Annotated in this window: 21 protein-coding genes; 11 read left to right on the plus strand and 10 right to left on the minus strand. The window is 44.6% G+C overall.

What is annotated here, in order from left to right; genetic code table 11:
- Nucleotides 1-143: 143 nt before the first annotated feature.
- Nucleotides 144-1,595, minus strand: a complete 1,452-nt coding sequence (aspA, locus tag HOP38_RS00305; RefSeq protein ID WP_006075419.1) for an aspartate ammonia-lyase — start codon at nt 1,593-1,595, stop codon at nt 144-146.
- Nucleotides 1,596-1,947: 352 nt separating this feature from the next.
- Here aspA and HOP38_RS00310 point away from each other — a divergent pair, with 352 nt between their 5' ends.
- Genes HOP38_RS00310 through mutM form a run of 3 tightly spaced genes read left to right on the plus strand, consistent with a single transcriptional unit; the run spans nt 1,948 to nt 3,778 of the window.
- Nucleotides 1,948-2,451 carry an FxsA family protein gene (locus HOP38_RS00310; protein WP_031493359.1) on the plus strand — a complete coding sequence of 168 codons (504 nt, stop codon included), beginning with the start codon at nt 1,948-1,950 and terminating at the stop codon, nt 2,449-2,451.
- 1 nt (nt 2,452) lies between these two features.
- Entirely contained in the window at nt 2,453-2,959 is a 507-nt protein-coding gene (locus HOP38_RS00315) for a hypothetical protein (protein WP_198557245.1), read from the plus strand.
- 9 nt (nt 2,960-2,968) lie between these two features.
- Nucleotides 2,969-3,778: a bifunctional DNA-formamidopyrimidine glycosylase/DNA-(apurinic or apyrimidinic site) lyase gene (gene mutM, locus HOP38_RS00320; RefSeq protein ID WP_038223838.1), complete on the plus strand. Its 810-nt coding sequence runs from the start codon at nt 2,969-2,971 to the stop codon at nt 3,776-3,778.
- A gap of 71 nt (nt 3,779-3,849) precedes the next feature.
- Here mutM and lpxM read toward each other — a convergent pair whose 3' ends face one another.
- From lpxM to coaBC, 4 genes are all read right to left on the minus strand, one after another.
- On the minus strand, nt 3,850-4,806 hold the full coding sequence (gene lpxM / locus HOP38_RS00325) for a lauroyl-Kdo(2)-lipid IV(A) myristoyltransferase (RefSeq protein WP_062461687.1): 957 nt from the start codon (nt 4,804-4,806) through the stop codon (nt 3,850-3,852).
- Nucleotides 4,807-4,821: 15 nt separating this feature from the next.
- Nucleotides 4,822-5,763 carry a Kdo(2)-lipid IV(A) acyltransferase gene (locus HOP38_RS00330; RefSeq protein ID WP_031496960.1) on the minus strand — a complete coding sequence of 314 codons (942 nt, stop codon included), beginning with the start codon at nt 5,761-5,763 and terminating at the stop codon, nt 4,822-4,824.
- 5 nt (nt 5,764-5,768) lie between these two features.
- Entirely contained in the window at nt 5,769-6,359 is a 591-nt protein-coding gene (slmA, locus tag HOP38_RS00335) for a nucleoid occlusion factor SlmA (RefSeq protein WP_006075426.1), read from the minus strand.
- A 227-nt stretch (nt 6,360-6,586) separates the two neighbouring features.
- On the minus strand, nt 6,587-7,789 hold the full coding sequence (gene coaBC / locus HOP38_RS00340) for a bifunctional phosphopantothenoylcysteine decarboxylase/phosphopantothenate--cysteine ligase CoaBC (RefSeq protein ID WP_198557246.1): 1,203 nt from the start codon (nt 7,787-7,789) through the stop codon (nt 6,587-6,589).
- Between the two features lie 210 nt (nt 7,790-7,999).
- Between coaBC and radC the strand changes: the two genes are divergently transcribed.
- The 3 genes from radC (at nt 8,000) to rpmG (ending at nt 9,391) form a co-directional block, all read left to right on the plus strand.
- Complete coding sequence (gene radC, locus HOP38_RS00345) at nt 8,000-8,674, plus strand: RadC family protein (RefSeq protein WP_107307341.1); 675 nt, start codon at nt 8,000-8,002, stop codon at nt 8,672-8,674.
- 299 nt (nt 8,675-8,973) lie between these two features.
- A complete protein-coding gene (gene rpmB / locus HOP38_RS00350) occupies nt 8,974-9,210 on the plus strand; it encodes a 50S ribosomal protein L28 (RefSeq protein WP_004728407.1) in 237 nt (78 codons plus the stop codon).
- Nucleotides 9,211-9,223: 13 nt separating this feature from the next.
- On the plus strand, nt 9,224-9,391 hold the full coding sequence (rpmG, locus tag HOP38_RS00355) for a 50S ribosomal protein L33 (RefSeq protein WP_002535344.1): 168 nt from the start codon (nt 9,224-9,226) through the stop codon (nt 9,389-9,391).
- A 100-nt stretch (nt 9,392-9,491) separates the two neighbouring features.
- Here rpmG and trmL read toward each other — a convergent pair whose 3' ends face one another.
- From trmL to HOP38_RS00375, 4 genes are all read right to left on the minus strand, one after another.
- Complete coding sequence (gene trmL, locus HOP38_RS00360) at nt 9,492-9,968, minus strand: tRNA (uridine(34)/cytosine(34)/5-carboxymethylaminomethyluridine(34)-2'-O)-methyltransferase TrmL (protein WP_006075767.1); 477 nt, start codon at nt 9,966-9,968, stop codon at nt 9,492-9,494.
- Nucleotides 9,969-10,209: 241 nt separating this feature from the next.
- Nucleotides 10,210-11,334, minus strand: coding sequence for a M14 family metallopeptidase (locus tag HOP38_RS00365; protein WP_198557247.1), 1,125 nt, complete (start codon nt 11,332-11,334; stop codon nt 10,210-10,212).
- 98 nt (nt 11,335-11,432) lie between these two features.
- On the minus strand, nt 11,433-12,818 hold the full coding sequence (gene cpxA, locus HOP38_RS00370) for an envelope stress sensor histidine kinase CpxA (protein WP_124941211.1): 1,386 nt from the start codon (nt 12,816-12,818) through the stop codon (nt 11,433-11,435).
- A gap of 2 nt (nt 12,819-12,820) precedes the next feature.
- Nucleotides 12,821-13,504, minus strand: a complete 684-nt coding sequence (locus HOP38_RS00375; RefSeq protein ID WP_124940532.1) for a response regulator — start codon at nt 13,502-13,504, stop codon at nt 12,821-12,823.
- A gap of 171 nt (nt 13,505-13,675) precedes the next feature.
- Between HOP38_RS00375 and HOP38_RS00380 the strand changes: the two genes are divergently transcribed.
- The 3 genes from HOP38_RS00380 (at nt 13,676) to pfkA (ending at nt 16,565) form a co-directional block, all read left to right on the plus strand.
- On the plus strand, nt 13,676-14,197 hold the full coding sequence (locus HOP38_RS00380) for a CpxP family protein (protein ID WP_107307343.1): 522 nt from the start codon (nt 13,676-13,678) through the stop codon (nt 14,195-14,197).
- Nucleotides 14,198-14,415: 218 nt separating this feature from the next.
- The gene (gene fieF / locus HOP38_RS00385) at nt 14,416-15,327 is read left to right on the plus strand and encodes a CDF family cation-efflux transporter FieF (RefSeq protein ID WP_124940533.1); all 912 of its coding nucleotides are present in this window, start codon (nt 14,416-14,418) and stop codon (nt 15,325-15,327) included.
- A gap of 275 nt (nt 15,328-15,602) precedes the next feature.
- Nucleotides 15,603-16,565 (plus strand): 6-phosphofructokinase, encoded by a 963-nt coding sequence (gene pfkA, locus HOP38_RS00390; protein WP_062461752.1) that lies wholly within the window; start codon nt 15,603-15,605, stop codon nt 16,563-16,565.
- A 121-nt stretch (nt 16,566-16,686) separates the two neighbouring features.
- Here pfkA and tpiA read toward each other — a convergent pair whose 3' ends face one another.
- Complete coding sequence (tpiA, locus tag HOP38_RS00395; RefSeq protein WP_006075481.1) at nt 16,687-17,460, minus strand: triose-phosphate isomerase; 774 nt, start codon at nt 17,458-17,460, stop codon at nt 16,687-16,689.
- 253 nt (nt 17,461-17,713) lie between these two features.
- On the opposite strand from tpiA, the gene HOP38_RS00400 reads away from it, so the two are divergent.
- Nucleotides 17,714-18,061: a 5-carboxymethyl-2-hydroxymuconate Delta-isomerase gene (locus HOP38_RS00400; RefSeq protein WP_038223817.1), complete on the plus strand. Its 348-nt coding sequence runs from the start codon at nt 17,714-17,716 to the stop codon at nt 18,059-18,061.
- 13 nt (nt 18,062-18,074) lie between these two features.
- Entirely contained in the window at nt 18,075-18,500 is a 426-nt protein-coding gene (locus tag HOP38_RS00405; RefSeq protein WP_062461756.1) for a DUF805 domain-containing protein, read from the plus strand.
- The last annotated feature ends 5 nt before the right edge of the window (nt 18,501-18,505 follow it).

An 18,505-nucleotide genomic window follows, 5' to 3' on the forward strand; every position in this document is an offset into this window, starting at 1 on the left:
TTCCTCGCATTATATCTTTGGGTCATTTGTGTAAATGACGGAAGATATTTGTTTATGTCGTGTTATTTGAATTTTATAAAGTCTTTAATTTGGCAAAGTAACAACTAAAAAGGCTCCCCAAAAGGAGAGCCTCAACTGCAGTATTACTCGTAGCGTTTCGCTTTATACTGAGGTTTCATCAGATTGTCTACTGAGAAGATGTCATCGAGCTCTTCTTCTGAAAGTAACCCTCTCTCAAGCACTACTTCACGAACACTCTTACCAGTTTCAGCACAAATCTTACCCACAATGTCGCCTTCGTGGTGACCAATATAAGGGTTTAGGTAAGTCACAATACCAATAGAGTTAAAGACATAGCCCTCACAGATTTCTTTATTAACGGTGATGCCATCTACACATTTATCACGAAGGTTAATGCAGGCATTCTTCAGAATATCGAGAGACTCAAACATGCTTTGTGCAATGACTGGCTCCATCACGTTAAGCTGAAGCTGTCCACCCTCTGCTGCAAATGAGATAGTGTTGTCATTACCAAGTACTTTGAAGCACACTTGGTTAACCACCTCAGGCACTACAGGGTTTACTTTAGCTGGCATAATGGATGAACCAGCTTGAAGCTCAGGTAGGTTCAGCTCGTTCAAGCCTGTACGTGGGCCTGAAGACAACAAACGAAGATCATTACAGATCTTAGATAGCTTAACGGCCAAGCGTTTTAGAGCGCCGTGTGTCATTACGTAAGCGCCACAGTCTGACGTTGCTTCAATCAAATCTTCAGCTGGAACACATTCTAGTCCTGTGACTTCAGTTAGGTGTTTAACGGCTAACTCTTGATAACCTTCTGCAGCGTTTAGGCCTGTACCGATGGCTGTTGCGCCTAGGTTTACTTCAAGCAGTAACTTAGAGGTGTAGTCTAGGTTACGAATTTCTTCGTTCAAAGTGACAGCCCAAGCATGGAATTCTTGGCCCACAGTCATAGGAACGGCATCTTGTAGCTGGGTACGGCCCATTTTTAGAATCGTAGAGAACTCTTGGCTCTTGTCTTCAAATGAACCTTTTAGATACTCGATAGCATCAATGAGTTTACGAACACTGTTGTAAACCGCGATGCGGAACCCTGTTGGGTACGCACAGTTGGTAGACTGGCTCTTATTTACATGGTCATTAGGGTTGATGAACTCATATTGACCCTTTTCTTTACCCATCAGCTCTAGCGCAACGTTAGCAATGACTTCGTTGGTGTTCATGTTGACAGAAGTGCCTGCGCCGCCTTGGAACACGTCAGATGGGAATTGGTCCATGCACTTGCCAGTTTCCAAAATAACATCACATGCTTGAATGATGAATTGCGCGATGTCTTTTGGAATAACGCCTAGTTCTCTGTTGGCTAATGCGGCTGCTTTCTTGGTCATTACCATACCGCGAACAAAGTCGGGTACATCAGAAATGGTAACGTTGGAGATATTAAAGTTTTCGATAGCGCGCAGCGTGTGAATGCCATAATAAGCATCCGCCGGGACATGACGTTGGCCTAATAGATCTTCTTCAATACGAGTGGCTTGAGTTGCTACAGGATTAGCGTGTGTGGTTGTAGCCATATTTTGGATCCTTAGATTATTGTTCTGCGTTGATTACAGTATATTTGCCAAATCTGTTTTAAGAATCCATTCGCCAGAATAATTGGCTAGTTATTACGTCCTGACTTATGGGGTACATATTACTCAAAGTAGCACATAAAAATAGTATCCAGATCACCTTTTTCACCGAAAGTTTGCACAACGTTGCGTAACGAGTCGGAGATGCGATAACCATCAAAAAAATTCATGAATTTATTGTTCAAATTTATACTTTGTAAAACTAAATCTGTGCTTTAGGCAGGTGAAACTGAGCATTTTATTTGTGGTTTGGTTCTAGGTCAGCGTAAACTGACATCAAACCAAGGAGGACGTTGTGTTTCCGATATTATTATTACTGTTTATTTTTGTACCAATTATCGAAATTGGGTTGTTTATTCAAGTCGGTGGTTTCCTAGGATTGTGGCCAACAATCGGGTTAGTTTTACTAACGGCTTTTGTGGGTGCGTCTTTAGTAAGAAGCCAAGGTTTGCAAACGCTAATGTCGGTGCAAACGCGACTTCAGCAAGGTGAAATGCCTGCACAACAAATTGTTGAAGGTGTCATGCTAGCGGTATCGGGTGTCCTATTGCTTACCCCTGGCTTTATGACGGATGCCCTTGGCATGTTAGTCCTATTACCGGCACCGCGTGCGGCGATAGCGAAATATTTGATGAGTAAAATGGTAGTGAAAACCATGTCTAACGGAGGGTTTCACCAAGGCGGCTTCCAAGGTCATGATCCTTTCCAACAAAATCCTTTCGACAAGCACCAAGATGGCAATACTTTTGAAGGTGAATACGAGCGTAAGGATGACGATGATCGTAATAAGTTAAACTAACGTGATATTCAAACGTTTCAAGCTCACCAAGCGTCGTTGGAACAACATATTAATTATCGCCATCTCGGCGTTTATGTTGTTGATGGCGGCGCCAAATCTCATTAAGCAGTATCTTATTGAACAAGATGTCGAGCCTCAGGTTTTAACTGGGTTGGTGCTGGATCCAAATGCCAGTCCAATTGAAATTAACTACGCAGGCATACAGTTTTATCTTGATGACGAGACTTGGCATGCTATTCCTGAAAAATGGACGTCAGACGCAGCTAGTGTCATTCAGCGTTGGCGAGCCATTCAGGGGACTCCTGTGGATGAGAAGACCTACGCCAAACTAAAACCTGTATTGGAAAGCCCAATGACGGTCGAGGTGTGGTATCAAGAGAAAGAAGAGCCTCAACGTATAACGGCCTATCAGCTTGAAAAATTCTGGCTGCTGAATACCTACGATGAAAATTGGGTTGCAGTCAGCTTTGAAGCCAGTAGTCTAATACCTACCGAATCCAATCAATAAAGGGCTCTTATGCCAGAGTTACCTGAAGTAGAAGTGTCTCGTCTTGGGATCAGTCCACACTTATTGGATGAGACCATTAAAGAAATTGTGGTACGCCAAAGACAATTGCGCTGGTTGATCCCACAGGAAATTCATCAGTTACATGGGCAAGCGATCACGTCGATTCGTCGTAGAGCTAAATATTTGCTGATAGATACTGACAAAGGAACAGCAATTGTTCACCTTGGTATGTCGGGAAGTTTACGTGTTCTTGAGAACCCACCTGAAGCGGAGAAACACGATCATGTTGATTTGGTTTTGAGTAACGGTAAAGTGATGCGTTACAACGATCCACGTCGCTTTGGGGCTTGGCTTTGGTGTGCGCCTGGAGAATCTCATGAACTCCTAGCGAACTGTGGTCCTGAGCCATTGACGGAAGAGTTTTGTGCCGATTGGATGTTGGAGAAAGCAAGAAACAAACGTGTGGCGGTAAAAACCTTCATTATGAACAACGCCAATGTTGTGGGGGTAGGCAATATCTACGCTTGTGAGTCCTTGTTTAGCGCTGGAATACACCCAACAACACCCGCTTATAAAGTGACTTTGACTCAGTGGCAGTTACTCGTTTCAGAAATAAAGCGTGTTTTAGCACAAGCGATCACTCAAGGTGGTACGACGTTAAAAGATTTTTCTCAATCGGATGGTAAGCCAGGGTACTTCGCTCAAGAGTTGCAAGTCTATGGACGAGCTAACGAACCTTGCCATCAGTGCGGAGAACCAATAGAACAAATGAAAATCGGGCAGAGAAACACCTTTTTTTGTTCCCATTGTCAGCAGTAATATTGTGTCTTGTATTCAAACAAAAGCGCTTGCCGAGGCAAGCGCTTTTGTTTTTGATTGATGTTTGGCGACTAGATATTGTCGTAGATACGAATACCGTCACGTTGGGTTTCGAGAAGGTATAGGTTCCACATATACTGCTCAGGTTTATCTCGTAGCAAATCTTCAATCGCTTTATTCATCGCCCGTGCATCTTGCTCCTCATCACCCGTAGGGAAGTTGTCGATAGCAGGCAGAATATGCACTTCGTATTTGCTGGTTTTGTCGTTATAGGCAGGCAGGACGGGTACTACTTTCGCTCGCGATAATCGAGACATTTTGCCAAAGCCCTTTAATGTGGCTTTTTCAGTGGCAAAGAAAGGCACAAATACTGAGTTTTGTGGACCATGATCCTCATCAGGCAGCCAATATCCGATATACCCATCTTTAATAGAGCGCACGAATGGTTTCACTCCAGCACTACGAGCAAATATACGACCACCATATTGCATACGCTGAACATGCATCAGCCAGTCACCAATAGGGTTGTTTTGTGGCTTCATGATCGTTGCGACTTTGTAACCTTGCGCAGCGAGCATCACCGCCGGGTAATCAACAGCCCATGCGTGTGGTGCTAAGATAATCACATTCTCACCAGCATCTAATAAAGGCATCAGATTTTCTTCACCGATCATAACGCCGCGCTGCTGGTTGTGTTTAGTTGAGCGAATCAAAAACTCTGAATACCCCAACAAGTATTGACCTGCTTTAGCAAACGTCTCTTCGACAATATGCTGGATCTCTTGCTCGGACTTTTCTGGAAAACACTTTTGTAGATTGAGGCGAGTACGCCTGACTACACGACCATTTTTGCCAACGATAATACCAGAGATGTAGCGGGCAAATTTATCGCGTGGTTTAGCGGGTACAAAAGCCAGCAAAACAGCAAAGAGAATACCGAGCCAAGTTCCCCAGTGTTTTGGGTGTAAGAATGCCCATTGGAATGTAGGATTGTAGAGGTTCTTATCTACGTGTTGTTGATTACTCATTCATTACCTTTGAGCTTATTGATACCTTGAGTCTGTAAGAGTTTTATCTGGCAGCGATTTGAACCGTTTGTGCATCCATAACCATTGCTCTGGCGCACGTAGGATAATTTGCTCAACATACTTATTCATGTAAGCGGCTGCGGCAGTCTCATCTTTCTTAGGGTAGTCGCCTTCTATGGATTCAGCCGCGATGATTTCATATTTGCCTTCACTAGTTCTAAACCCTGACCCAGGAACAATGGCACACTTACTGGTGTAAGCTAGAATACTGGTTCCTGTTGTTGTGCAGGCGTCTTTGACCGCAAATAGTGGAACAAACACTGACTTATTGTGACCATAATCCTGATCAGGTAAATAGAACAAACGATGGCCTTGACGCATAACGCGGATCATCGATTTTAGGTCAGTTCGATAGATCAGTTTATTACCATTACGTGTTCTTCCACGGTATTGAATGAACTCATACGCAGGGTTACTGTGAGGACGATAAGCTCCGTAACCAGGAAGCCCTAATACTGCGAAAGCTCGAGCGGTAATTTCGAGATTTAACGCATGTACACAACACAGCAGTACACCTTTACCTTCAGCTTCATGCTTTTCAAGCGCACTGATATCTTTTGCAACCAAAATACGCTTGAAGCGCCATGTTGGCCAAAACCAAGTAATTCCTGTTTCAATCAGAGCCATACCGGAGTTTTTAAAGTTCTCTTCAACAAAACGATCAAGCTCTTGCTCATTCATCTCAGGAAAAGCGAGCTCAAGGTTTCGCCGAGCGACTTTCGCTCTTTTCTTGCCATAGCGCATCCCAAATTTGCCCAAACCTCGGCCTAACTTGAAGAGGAGTGAATAAGGAAGCAAATTTACAATCAGCGCCAGTAGACCAAACCCGAACCATACTCCCCAATATTTAGGATGAAGTAACGACAAGGTAAAGTCTGGCTTTTTATCTGTTTTCATTCGGTTTACTGCAATTGTAGTTTGAGTAACGCCCAGTATTCATCAAACGTGGACGTTGGCGTGTATTTAAAGTCAGAGCGAACAAAGCGGTTTAAGCTACCTTCAACTTGACCAAGCAGTTGTGCTGCTAGGATTTTATCATCAACGGGGAAGCTTTTACCTTCGCGAATTTTGCGCTCACGAAGGATTTGACGTAAAGATGTCTCAATTCTTTCATAAAGCTGATTAATTCGGTCGCGTAATCGTTCATTCTCAAACATTAGAGCATGACCAGAAAGAATGCGACTTAATCCTGGGTTGCGCTCGGAGAAAACGAGAATCAATTGAAGCACCAGACGAATACGTGTCAGAGTGTCTTTTTCTTCATCGAGAATGCGGTTAATTCGAGACATTAAAGATTCTTCAATAAACTCGATAAGCCCTTCGAACATACGGGCTTTGCTGGGAAAATGACGATAGAGGGCTGCTTCAGACACCCCAACTTGCTTGGCAAGCTTTGCGGTGGTGATGCGAGATGTTCCTTCATTAGACTCAAGCATTTGAGCGAGTGCTTGAAGGATTTCCTCTTTTCTATTCGACTTTTTCGTAGCGGACATAAATCCTTTTCCTTTTGATTACTGCATGCCAATTTCAGCACGATATCGCCCATAAGTAGATCTGTTAGTGTACCTAAGCGGCTTATAACTACACAGTTCAACGTGGTAAATGGTTGAACTGTGTAACAATCTCTGTTTTGGAGAGTACATTAATGGAAAGGCACTCTGTGATAAGCAGTTTGCCTATGAGTAACACAAACAGCCTGTGCCACCTTGTCTCATTAGATTTATGCTAGCTGCTCTGAGATAGCTTCCAAAATGGCGTGACTTAACTCAGTTTTCATTGCGCTGCCTAATGACTTGCTACCGCCTTGCCAATATACGGTAATCGCATTTGAGTCACTGTTAAAGCCTTGACCAGCGATAGATACATCATTTGCACAAATCATATCCAGATTCTTACGTTGTAGCTTATCTAAGGCGTATGCCTCGACATCTTGTGTCTCAGCGGCAAAACCTACAGTAAAAGGACGTGATGCTGATAACGAAGCCACTGAGGCAATGATGTCAGGATTCTTCACCATAGTGATATGCATATCATCGTTATCTGCAGTTTTCTTGATTTTTTGAGCGGCAATATCGACAGGGCGATAGTCGGCTACAGCGGCGCAGCCAATGAAAATATCGTGATGAGTGGCATTGGCCATAGCCGCTTGATGCATCTCTTCGGCACTGACAACGTTAATGCGTTTTACTCCATTTGGCGTTTGGAGAGAAACTGGACCTGAAATCAGCGTAACCTCAGCTCCGAGCTGCTGTGCTGCTTGAGCCAAAGCGAAGCCCATTTTTCCAGAGCTGTGGTTAGAAATATAACGGACAGGATCGATAGCCTCACGAGTTGGGCCTGCGGTGATCACAACCGACTTGCCCGACAATGGCTTAGGACCAAAGAACTGCTCACATTTCTCGACCAATTGCATTGGCTCAAGCATGCGTCCTGGACCAACGTCACCACAGGCTTGTTCACCAGCGGCGGGTCCCCAGATCATCATTTCTCGACGCGCGAGTGTGGCGATGTTTTCTTGGGTCGCTACGTTAAGGTACATTTGTTGATTCATTGCCGGTGATACGGCAACAGGAGCGTCGGTAGCCAGAACCAGCGTCGACAGTAAGTCATTCCCCATGCCCGCTGATATTCTAGCAATAAGGTCGGCAGTCGCTGGAGCTAGAAGAACAAGGTCAGCCCACTTAGCTAATTCAATATGACCCATGGAAGCTTCGGCAGCAGGGTCGAGTAAACTATCGGAGACTGGTCTGCCGGAGACGGCTTGCATGGTGAGAGGGGTAATGAACTCTTTGGCCGCTTTCGTCATGACGACTTGCACTTCTGCGCCGCGCTCGATGAGTCGACGCGTTAGCTCTGCACATTTGTAGGCTGCGATACCACCGCTAATGCCCAATAGTATTTTCTTTCCAGCTAATGTTTGCATAACCAGCTCCTTAAATTTTTCTGCGGCTAAGATACCAAATGCGTTGATGTCCCGCCACTTTCAAGGGGCTTACCTGCAAAACTGCTGTTTGATAAACCTCGCAGTTACATACTAACGAGTATTCATTCGCAGCTTACTTGTTGCTTCCTGTCTATTTATTGCTAATTAAGTAATAAAGCAGAGACCGAAGTCCTACTTTAACTATCCATCATGGTTCTAAAACATCTCCCTAGTGAATCATTACCTCGAGAGAAGCTGCTAAATAGAGGCAGTCATGCTCTGAGTGATGCTGAGCTGCTTGCCATTTTTCTGCGTACCGGAACAAAAGGCATGAATGTAGTGCAACTGGCAGATGCTTTGTTGTCAGATTTCGGTTCCTTAAGAGCTCTGTTTACTGCTAGTCAGGAGGCATTTTGTCAGCGTAAGGGGTTGGGGCTGGCAAAATACGTTCAGTTGCAAGCTGTGTTGGAAATGAGCCAGCGCTATTTATGTGAGACCATTCAGCGAGGAGATAGCTTAAATAGTCCAGAGCAGACTAAACACTATTTAATGAGTGTGCTGCGAGATAGGCATAGAGAAGCTTTCTATGTTCTGTTCTTAGACAACCAGAATCGTGTCATTGCCGATGAAATAATGTTTGAAGGTACGATAGATGCTGCGTCTGTTTATCCTAGGGAAGTGGTAAAGCGCGCTCTGCATCATAATGCGGCGGCTTTAATCCTTGCTCATAATCATCCTTCGGGAGTGGCAGAGCCCAGCCAAGCCGATAGGCGTATCACTAGACGGTTATCTGATGCACTCGGTTTAGTCGATATTCGAGTTTTGGACCATTTCGTTGTTGGAGATGGGGAAGTCGTCTCTTTTGCAGAAAGAGGCTGGATTTAGCGGCCTAAATAGAAGAAAGTACATTTTATTGTAATAACTGTGATACAGAGCTTTTGTTTTGGTGATTTTCTGCTATGATTCGCGCACTAAATTATCAACCAACATCAGCTCAAAGTGAAAAAGATCAGCAAATCCTTAAAAAAGGATCTGTTCGGGTCTTGAGCAATGCATGTCAAGTTAGTATAATGCGCGACCTTTGATAGCCTTGTATGGGTACTCCATAATGGTTATGGCCTCTTATAATTGAGGTTCGGCCACCAAGGTTGATATCGAGCTGAAACGATTTGGAGAAGACATTCATGTCCCGAGTATGCCAAGTAACTGGTAAGCGTCCTGTAACGGGTAACAACCGTTCACACGCACGAAATGCTACCAAGCGTCGTTTTCTGCCGAACCTACAAACTCATCGTTTCTGGGTAGAAAGCGAAAAACGCTTTGTTAAACTACGTCTGACCGCTAAGGGTATGCGTATTATTGATAAGAAAGGCATCGATGCTGTTCTTGTTGATATCCGTGCTCGTGGCGAGAACGTATAAGAGGAATTAAGCAATGGCTAAAGGCATTCGTGAGAAAATTCGTCTAGTATCATCTGCTGGTACTGGTCACTTCTACACAACTGACAAGAACAAGCGTAACATGCCAGGCAAATTTGAGATCAAAAAGTTTGATCCAGTTGTTCGCCAACACGTTATGTACAAAGAAGCTAAAATCAAGTAATTGATAGGTTTCTTCTTGTTATGTATTGAAAACCCAGCCTAGTGCTGGGTTTTTTATTGCCTGAATTTCAGGCTCGGTTAACGCTCTCGCTAAAAAGGGCTTAAACCGCCCCTTCAAAACCAAACTGTCGCCACGCTTCATAGGCAATAATAGCCACCGCATTGGATAGGTTTAAACTGCGCGCATCTGGCATCATCGGAATGCGAATGCGTTGCTCCATTGGTAGACTTTCAATCACTTCTGCGGGCAGGCCGCGAGTCTCTGGTCCAAATAGCAATACATCACCTTGCTGGTACTTCGCATCCGTGTGATGGCCGGTGGTTTTTGTGGTGCAAGCAAACAAGCGGTAGTTCGGATTGTTCTCTTCAAGGTAAGCGATAAAGGCGGCGTAGTCTTTATGACGTTTGACGCGAGCTAGATCATGATAGTCGAGACCGGCGCGACGCACTTTCTTCTCTTCTAAATCAAAACCAAGCGGCTCGATTAGGTGTAGGTTCGCGCCACAGTTGGCACAAAGTCGGATAATATTTCCGGTGTTTGGAGCAATTTCAGGCTCGTAAAGGGCAATATCAAACATATAGGGTGTCGACTCAAATAAAATAATGAGATGAGTATACCCGAAGTGATGAGAACGTGAGGCGACTAATTACAATAATGACGTCATCCCGAAGCATAACGTCACCTTGATAATCGCGTCATCCCTGCGCAGGCAGGGATCTACCTAAAGCGATCACTCGACCTTAAGAAAATTCCTGCTTGCACATGCATATGTAAATAGGTAATGACGAGAGAACAAAAAAACGATGTTCGTTCCCAGATTACAGCTTATCAGTGACCGCTAATGTCGCTGCCAACATATCACGACCAAACATAATACTTCGTTCTGGTGACCAACCGTAGAAAGGATCTGGATAGTTGTTGTTATCCTTAAATGGCATTTCAATGGTGTAAGACAAGCACTTAAATTGCTCTGCAACCCAATTAGAGCCAACCGTTAGGTTAGCCTTACCCGGTTCATCCTTATCATAGCCGTAGTCGTCTTGGAACTCAGGTGTGATAGTCAGTAGTGCCTGTTTGAACGCTGATTCCAGTGATGCTAAGCGCTCATCATAAGATGGGATCCCTTCAGAGCCAGCAGCAAAGTTGTATGGAATTGCTTCGTCACCGTGAATATCAAGGAACATATCCACACCGGTTTGCCGCATACGTTCACGTACTAGATAGACTTCAGGGCTCTGTTCCATAGAAGGCGTTTGCCATTCACGGTTAAGGTTCACGCCCACTGCATTGGTTCTAAGGTGGCCGCGAATGCTGCCATCAGGGTTCATATTTGGTACCACATACACAACGGCTTGCTCAAGTAAGGCTTGAGCGGCGGTGTCGCTGTCATCAACAAGACGCTGAATTAGGCCTTCAATAAACCATTCCGCCATAGACTCACCTGGATGCTGGCGTGCAATGATCCAAATGTTCTTCTTACCTTCTTCTGGCTCACCAAACGTTAGCAACGACATATCGTTACCATCAAGAGTATGGCCTAGAGTTTCAAGGGTGCAGTGGTGCTCGTTTTGAGCCATGTGCAATAAGTCGAGATGACGATCGTAGCTGTAGGGAGCAAAGTAAGCGAAGTACATTGAGCTTCTCTCTGGAAGGAAGCTACAGCTCAAGGTGTCACCGTCAAAGTCACAAGGAATACGGAACCACTCCTCACGATCGTAGGACGCGACAATATCGTATCCCTTCCAGCCCTCTGGATAGGCTGAATTAGCTAAGTCTATGATCTTAATAGTGTGTGCTAGCTCAGGTGTTGACTCCAAGCGAAAGTGAAACCACTGATAAAATTCTGACTGATTGTCGTTGACGATTTTAACTTGGATATCATCTTTGTCATCGGCTTTGACGACTTGGATATTGCCACTTTCAAAGTTGCTGAAGATTTTCATCGGCTGAGTTCTCTTTATTCTGTGTTTGAGCAAGACGTCGAGGCTACCACATACCGCGCCTATTTGAGTATAAATACAATGTCAGTTTCGTGCCGACTTTATAGCGGGAGCTCAACATGCATCTTTAAACCTCCTAAATGGCTTCGCGATGCTGTTATCTGACCACTATGCTGCAAGATTGCGCTCTGTGTTATAGCAAGTCCCAAACCCGTGCCTCCGGAATCTCTATCGCGAGCTGTTGATACGCGGTAGAAAGGACGGAAAATATCTTGTAGCTCGTCATCTGGTACGCCTGGACCGTCATCCTCCACAGTAATCAGCAATGTCTCTTTATGAGTAGACAGGGTAATATCAATAGTGGTTGTGCCGTAGCGAATGGCATTTCTTACGATGTTCTCAATAGCACTCATGAGCAGTTTTGGGTTACCAGTGACTGTGACGTCTGGGATAGTGGTAAAGCGTAAGGTCTTGCCTACTTGCTCTGCTTCAAACTCCGCATCGCTGAAGATCTCTTCCCATAAGCTGCTAGCTGGTTGTGATTCGCGTGTTACATGGCTGTCAGTGTTCATGCGTGACAGCTCTAAAAGCTCGCCAATCATCTGTTCTAACCGTTGTGCTTCAGTATCAATACGCAACAGTTCTTGGCTTTCACCTTGCTTACGAGTTGCGAGTGCCGTTGCCATTCTCAAGCGAGTGAGTGGCGAGCGTAGTTCATGAGAAATATCGGACAATAAACGCTGCTGTCCAGAGATCATTTGATTTACGGCCATTACCATTTGGTTAAAGCTGCTGCCTGCTTGCTTGAACTCGGATGTGCCTTTTTCCAACTCAGGATCCTGTTTGAACTCACCGTTTGCCACTCGCTTCGCTGCACGCTCCAATCTTCTTGCGGGTTGGCTTAGTGCCCATGCGAGCCACAAGAGTAGTGGGGTACTGACCGCCATCACGGCAAATAGCAGTTGGAATGGCTTATCAAACATTCGCAGTAAGAACGGTGGCGGCTCAGTCCAACGTAAGCCTATATAAAGATAAAAATCTTGGTTGGCTAACTTAATTGGAACGGGACCTGCGAGCATGTAGCGGCCATACAATTTCTGCATCGGTGTATCGAATGAGTCGACAGAGGTGATAAAATTCTTGAGGATTTTGGTCTTAAAATCTGGGTGTTTTTGCGTACTGAGAATATTACCTTCTTGATCGACGATAAACATACTTGGGCTACGTGGCTTACGGTTACCCATATGTTTAGGTTCAGGTTTATCAAGCTGATAGATAATGCGCCCAAGGTTGGTTTGTCCTTCAAAACGTTTCTCTACTTTATCTCTTAAGGACAATAACTGTTGTAGTGGCTCTCCGGAGATCTCTTTAGTGACGCGCGGATCAAGGTGCGGCAAAGCAAGTACCGCAATGAGGACCAACAACATGGTAAACCAGAATATGGCAAAGATACGGCCATAAAGGCTGGTTATCTTGGGCAGTTTCATCATTACTCCTTAACCAACAAATATCCGCGTCCACGTAGTGTCTTGATACGTGGTTTGCCATCGGCTTTTTCTGGGAGTTTTTTACGTAAATTCGAGACATGCATATCGACGGCGCGATCGAAAGCAGACAACCTTTTCCCTAGCACATCAAGACTGAGAGACTCTTTGGTTAAGGTCTCCCCTGGTTTTTGTACGAAATAGTGTAACAGTGCAAACTCTGTAGTAGTTAAGTCCAGTAACTGCCCTTGGCAGTGAGCTTCTTGTTTGCCTGGGAAAACTTGAATGTCGTCGAACGAAAGGCAATCAGCAGTGGCTGATTCTGGCTTAGATTGAGTGCGGCGAAGAATCGCTTTAATGCGAGCGAGCAGTTCTCGATCACTAAACGGTTTCGGTAAGTAGTCATCGGCGCCAAGCTCTAGACCGATAACACGATCTATTTCCTCACCTTTAGCCGTCAGCATCAAAACAGGGGTTTCCCACTTTTCGCGTAGTTTCTTTAGGGTATCCATACCATTGAGCCGTGGCATCATGACATCCATCAATACCAGATCGATATCCTGATGCATTGCTTCTAATCCGGCGATTCCGTCATTAGCCTCAGAGATCTCAAATCCTTCAAAGCTCAAGATGTCTTTAAGTAAGCTGGTTAGCTCGGTATCGTCATCAATGATAAGTATGTGTGCCATAAACTACCTCTATCTTGTCCTGTGCCTTGTAATAATAAAGCGTTAAATATCAGAAAAAGCGATCTTTACGATTCTTTACGCTCACTGTACGTTACTTTACTCACCAGACCCTATTCTATACTCAAGCGCTGCAGAGGCAGCCATGGTATGAATCACATAAGGGTAAAGATTATGAAATTTTCAAAAAAACTGGTTATCGCTGCAACGGTTCTTCCACTAGCATTAGGTTCAGCAAGCGCATTGGCATACGGTGGTGGCAAAGGTGGTCATCATGGTAAAGGCGGCGAAGGGATGTGCGGTGGCTTCGATGGTAAGCGTATGTTCCGTGAACTTGACTTGACGGATGCTCAGAAAGAGCAAATGAAAGAACTTCGTCAGGCAAACAAAGAAGCCATGAAAGCGAAATTCTCGGGTGACTTTGCTGCTAAGAAAGCAGAAATGCAAGCTCGCCAACAAAAGATGCAAGATCTAGTACTTGCTGACAACTTTGATGCGGATGCAGCGAACGCTCTGGCTTCAGAAATGGTACAGCAACAAACAGAGCGTCGTGTTCAAATGCTTGAGAAGCAACATGAAATGCTTAATATTCTAACGCCAGAGCAAAAAGTGAAGTTCAAAGAGCTTCAGCAAGAGCGAATGGAAAAGTGTTTCTCTAAAATGGAGTCTCGTGCGGAGAAGCGTGCTGCTCAGTAATTATAACGAAATCTTGGCTCGATAATATATAGCCCCTCTGAGCTTCCTAGTCAGAGGGGCTTTTGTTTATACGATGCACTAAAGAATTCTGTCTTCAGAGCCTTGTCCGAATATTTGTCACCATTTGGTGTGACATCCAGCACGCTTTTTCTATTTTTGTCATCATTTATCAGTATACTTATACCGCGTTAGCAACAAGACAGGGAACGAGTGCAAGCATGACAAAGGGCAACTACGCTAAGTTGGTGACTACCGCAGCATGGGCTGCTACCACGATCGCGACTATCCTTCTTATTACCAAAGTGGTTACATGGTGGATAACAGGTTCTGTTAGTCTGCTAGCGTCAGTGATCGACTCACTGCTAGATATTGCAGCATCAGTGGTTAACTTGCTGGTGGTGCGTTACTCACTGCAACCTGCTGACAAAGAACATACTTTTGGGCATGGTAAGGCGGAGTCGTTAGCTGCTCTAGCACAAGCTATGTTCATTTCTGGCTCCGCTTGCTTTCTTATCTTAAACGGTGTTGAACGATTCTTTAGACCTCATGAATTGAATTCGCCTGAGCTTGGCATCTATGTCAGCTTTTTTGCGCTAGTGGTCACCTCTGGTCTAGTTGCATTTCAGAAATACGTGGTGCGCGAAACAGGCAGTCAGGCGATAGCGGCGGACTCGTTACACTATCAAACTGACTTGTATATGAACGCCGCTATTATGATCGCGCTCGCCTTGAGTTGGTATGGCATAGGTCAAGCAGACTCAGTATTTGCCATCGGCATTGGTATCTTCATACTGGTAAGCGCCGTTAAGATGGCTTATGAAGCAATACAGTCATTGCTTGATAGGCAGCTTCCCGAAGAGGAACTCGTCAGAATTCGAGAAGTGTGTAACGAGGTTGAAGGTGTCATCGGCGTCCACCAACTACGAACACGAATGTCTGGACCAGTGCGTTTTATTCAACTGCATTTAGAGTTAGATGATAACTTGCGCCTGATTGATGCTCATAAAATTGCCGATTGTGCAGAAGAGCGATTAATGCTGGAGTTTCCTGAAGCGGATGTCATTATCCATCAAGATCCATACTCTGTTGTACTGTCGGAAGAAAAACAGCAAAAAGAGCAGGGCTGGTAACCAATACGTAAACAAAAGTGACTGTGAAAGCATTGAGAATGGCAACTTCAAAATCGATTGTCTATTATCAAGGCTCATGATAAAAAAGTGCGATTCTGATGTGAATCAACACAATAGTTCTTATAAACTGTAATACTCTTACATAAGTAATAAAGTTACGTCGGTGATGTTTTGGGGAACACATCGAAAAATCGTAGCAATAACAACAAATTCCGTGTATCGCTACCAGGCGGTGCACTCAAAATTGAAATTAGATTGCCAAATCGAGGGTGAGCATGATTAAGAAAATCGGTGTTTTGACAAGTGGTGGTGATGCACCAGGTATGAATGCTGCGGTACGTGGCGTAGTTCGTACGGCTTTGTCAGCGGATTTAGAAGTATACGGCGTATACGACGGTTACCTAGGTCTGTACGAAGACCGCATCCAAAAGCTGGATCGTTCAAGCGTTTCTGACGTTATTAACCGTGGTGGCACTTTCTTAGGTTCTGCACGCTTCCCAGAGTTTAAAGAAGTGGAAGTCCGCGAAAAAGCGATTGAAAACCTTAAGAAACACGGTATCGATGCTCTAGTAGTTATCGGTGGTGACGGTTCGTACATGGGTGCGAAGAAGCTGACTGAAATGGGTTACCCATGTATTGGTCTACCAGGCACTATCGATAACGATATCGCAGGTACTGACTACACCATTGGTTATCTGACTGCGCTTAACACTGTTATTGATGCGATTGACCGTCTACGTGATACGTCTTCATCTCACCAACGCATCTCAATCGTTGAAATCATGGGTCGCCATTGCGGTGACTTAACGCTTATGTCTGCGATTGCTGGTGGTTGTGAGTACATCATCACACCAGAAACTGGCTTGAACAAAGATCAGCTTATCAACAATATCCAAGACGGTATTGCGAAAGGTAAGAAGCACGCTATTATCGCGTTGACTGAGCTTATGATGGATGCTAACGAGCTGGCTAAAGAAATTGAGACTGCAACTGGTCGTGAAACTCGTGCAACGGTTCTAGGTCACATCCAACGTGGTGGTCGTCCAACTGCGTTTGACCGCGTACTAGCGTCTCGCATGGGTAACTATGCAGTACACCTTCTAATGGAAGGTCATGGTGGTCGTTGTGTGGGTATCCAGAAAGAGCAATTGGTACACCATGACATCATTGATGCGATCGAGAACATGAAGCGTCCAGTTCGCGATGACCTATTCAAGGTTGCAGAAGAGTTGTTCTAACTGACAGCGATTCTAAAGATAAAAACCGCGGCTTAAGTCGCGGTTTTTATTTGCCTCAATAAAATGAAGGCATAAAAAAACAGGCTCGAATGAGCCTGTTTTTCAGTAATGCGATAAGCGATTACTTAGCTTTTGCTGCTGCCGCTGCTTTAGCGATTGCTGCGAAGCTCTTAGCATCTAGAGATGCACCACCAACTAGAGCACCGTCGATGTCTGGTTGTGAGAAGTATGCTTCAGCGTTCTCTGGCTTAACAGAACCACCGTATTGAATGATTACTTGCTCAGCAACTGCAGCGTCTTTTTCTGCGATTAGAGCGCGGATAGAAGCGTGGATGCGTTGCGCATCTTCAGCTGTTGCTGCTTTACCAGTACCGATAGCCCAGATTGGCTCGTATGCGATGATAGCGTCGTTTAGCGCTTCAACACCGTATGCGTCGATTACTGCGTTGATTTGACGTGCACAAACTGCTTCAGTTTCGCCCGCTTCGTTTTGAGCTTCAGATTCACCGATACAGAAAACTGGCTTCAGGCCATTTTCTTTTAGGAAAGCAAATTTCTTAGCGATGAACTCGTCAGATTCGTTGTGGTATTCACGACGCTCTGAGTGACCAATGATGATGTGAGAAGCACCAAAGTCTTTAAGCATTTCTGGAGACATGTCGCCAGTGAATGCACCGCTGTTGTTTAGGTCTGTGTTTTGTGCACCAAGAATGATCTTGTTGCCGCCTTCAGCGATTACGCGCTCTGCTAGGTCGATGTATAGTGCAGGTGGAGCTACCGCCACGTCTACACCAGTTACGCCTTCAAGTTCAGCGTTTAGGCCAGTTAGCAGCTCAGTTACCATTGCTTTGCTGCCGTTGAGTTTCCAGTTACCCATAACTACAGGTTGACGCATGAGATTTTCTCCAAAATCAGTGTTTGTAAAAAACGAATGTAAAAAATAAACGTGATTACGAAAGAATATAACAGATTAATTCATGTAGATCATGATTGGGGTCATTTCTTTATCGCTTTGACGTTTTATCCTAGTAAACAAGCCCAGAAGCTCACCTCAGTGATCCAGTAAACAGAATAATAGAATACTTCTCGGAATTTTCCTTATAGCTTGTTATACCTTGTCGCTTGATGGTTAAAAATAGGGATGTACCATGCCAAACCTTGTACTAGAGTACTCAAATACAGCGGACGAAAGACTGAATGTTCAGGGGTTGCTGGAAGACTTACACAGAGTCACGCTAAACTGTGGATTATTCGAGAAAGATTCTGTGAAATCACGCTCTTTACGTAGCCACAATTGGTTGATTGGTGAGTATGGAGACAGTGAAGATTTTGTTCATATTAGCTTTGAACTTTTGTCAGGTCGCACTGAGGAACAGAAAAGAGAGCTTTCGAGAAAGTTAATGGAAGTACTTCGAGAGCAGGCGGGACATATCAAGAGCTTGACGGTCAATGTTCGTGATATGGATAAAAGCTGTTTTCAAAAAATTACCAATTAAAAGAGATTATGTGATGTCGTTTAAATCGTTACTGTTTTCGTTTCAAGGTCGTGTGGGACGCAAAACATTCTGGATGTGGAATGTCTGTTATTACCTTGCCATTATGATTTTTGCTCAAGGTATGAACGTGCTCTTCCCTGCATTGGTACATATTTTGTTGCCAATCTTCTTGCTCATTATCTTGATTCCAGATTTGGCGATTACGGCAAAGCGTTGGCATGATCGTAATAAATCGAGTTGGTGGCTATTGTTGAATATCCCATTGGTCTTTGGTCGAATGAGCCTGCCGACATTGGATCCAGCAACCGCAGCTCAGCCGTCCATGGTACAAAGTGTTATCTCCTTTGCTGCGCTGGCTTGTGGTTTGTGGATATTAGTTGAATGTGGCTTTATGAAAGGCACAGAAGGCGAAAACCAGTATGGACGTGAGCCTCAATAAAATTG

The organism is Vibrio mediterranei (assembly GCF_013364395.1).
GTDB lineage: Bacteria > Pseudomonadota > Gammaproteobacteria > Enterobacterales > Vibrionaceae > Vibrio > Vibrio mediterranei.

Coding starts and splice junctions, on each gene's coding strand:
- coaBC (WP_198557246.1), bottom strand. CDS start 7,789: ATGCAAACATTAGCTGGAAAGAAAATACTATTGGGCATTAGCGGTGGT.
- HOP38_RS00400 (WP_038223817.1), top strand. CDS start 17,714: ATGCCAAACCTTGTACTAGAGTACTCAAATACAGCGGACGAAAGACTG.
- pfkA (WP_062461752.1), top strand. CDS start 15,603: ATGATTAAGAAAATCGGTGTTTTGACAAGTGGTGGTGATGCACCAGGT.
- HOP38_RS00375 (WP_124940532.1), bottom strand. CDS start 13,504: ATGGCACACATACTTATCATTGATGACGATACCGAGCTAACCAGCTTA.
- HOP38_RS00380 (WP_107307343.1), top strand. CDS start 13,676: ATGAAATTTTCAAAAAAACTGGTTATCGCTGCAACGGTTCTTCCACTA.
- HOP38_RS00330 (WP_031496960.1), bottom strand. CDS start 5,763: ATGAAAACAGATAAAAAGCCAGACTTTACCTTGTCGTTACTTCATCCT.
- mutM (WP_038223838.1), top strand. CDS start 2,969: ATGCCAGAGTTACCTGAAGTAGAAGTGTCTCGTCTTGGGATCAGTCCA.
- fieF (WP_124940533.1), top strand. CDS start 14,416: ATGACAAAGGGCAACTACGCTAAGTTGGTGACTACCGCAGCATGGGCT.
- trmL (WP_006075767.1), bottom strand. CDS start 9,968: ATGTTTGATATTGCCCTTTACGAGCCTGAAATTGCTCCAAACACCGGA.
- tpiA (WP_006075481.1), bottom strand. CDS start 17,460: ATGCGTCAACCTGTAGTTATGGGTAACTGGAAACTCAACGGCAGCAAA.
- aspA (WP_006075419.1), bottom strand. CDS start 1,595: ATGGCTACAACCACACACGCTAATCCTGTAGCAACTCAAGCCACTCGT.
- HOP38_RS00405 (WP_062461756.1), top strand. CDS start 18,075: ATGTCGTTTAAATCGTTACTGTTTTCGTTTCAAGGTCGTGTGGGACGC.
- rpmB (WP_004728407.1), top strand. CDS start 8,974: ATGTCCCGAGTATGCCAAGTAACTGGTAAGCGTCCTGTAACGGGTAAC.
- slmA (WP_006075426.1), bottom strand. CDS start 6,359: ATGTCCGCTACGAAAAAGTCGAATAGAAAAGAGGAAATCCTTCAAGCA.
- HOP38_RS00365 (WP_198557247.1), bottom strand. CDS start 11,334: ATGAAAATCTTCAGCAACTTTGAAAGTGGCAATATCCAAGTCGTCAAA.
- lpxM (WP_062461687.1), bottom strand. CDS start 4,806: ATGAGTAATCAACAACACGTAGATAAGAACCTCTACAATCCTACATTC.
- cpxA (WP_124941211.1), bottom strand. CDS start 12,818: ATGAAACTGCCCAAGATAACCAGCCTTTATGGCCGTATCTTTGCCATA.
- rpmG (WP_002535344.1), top strand. CDS start 9,224: ATGGCTAAAGGCATTCGTGAGAAAATTCGTCTAGTATCATCTGCTGGT.
- radC (WP_107307341.1), top strand. CDS start 8,000: ATGGTTCTAAAACATCTCCCTAGTGAATCATTACCTCGAGAGAAGCTG.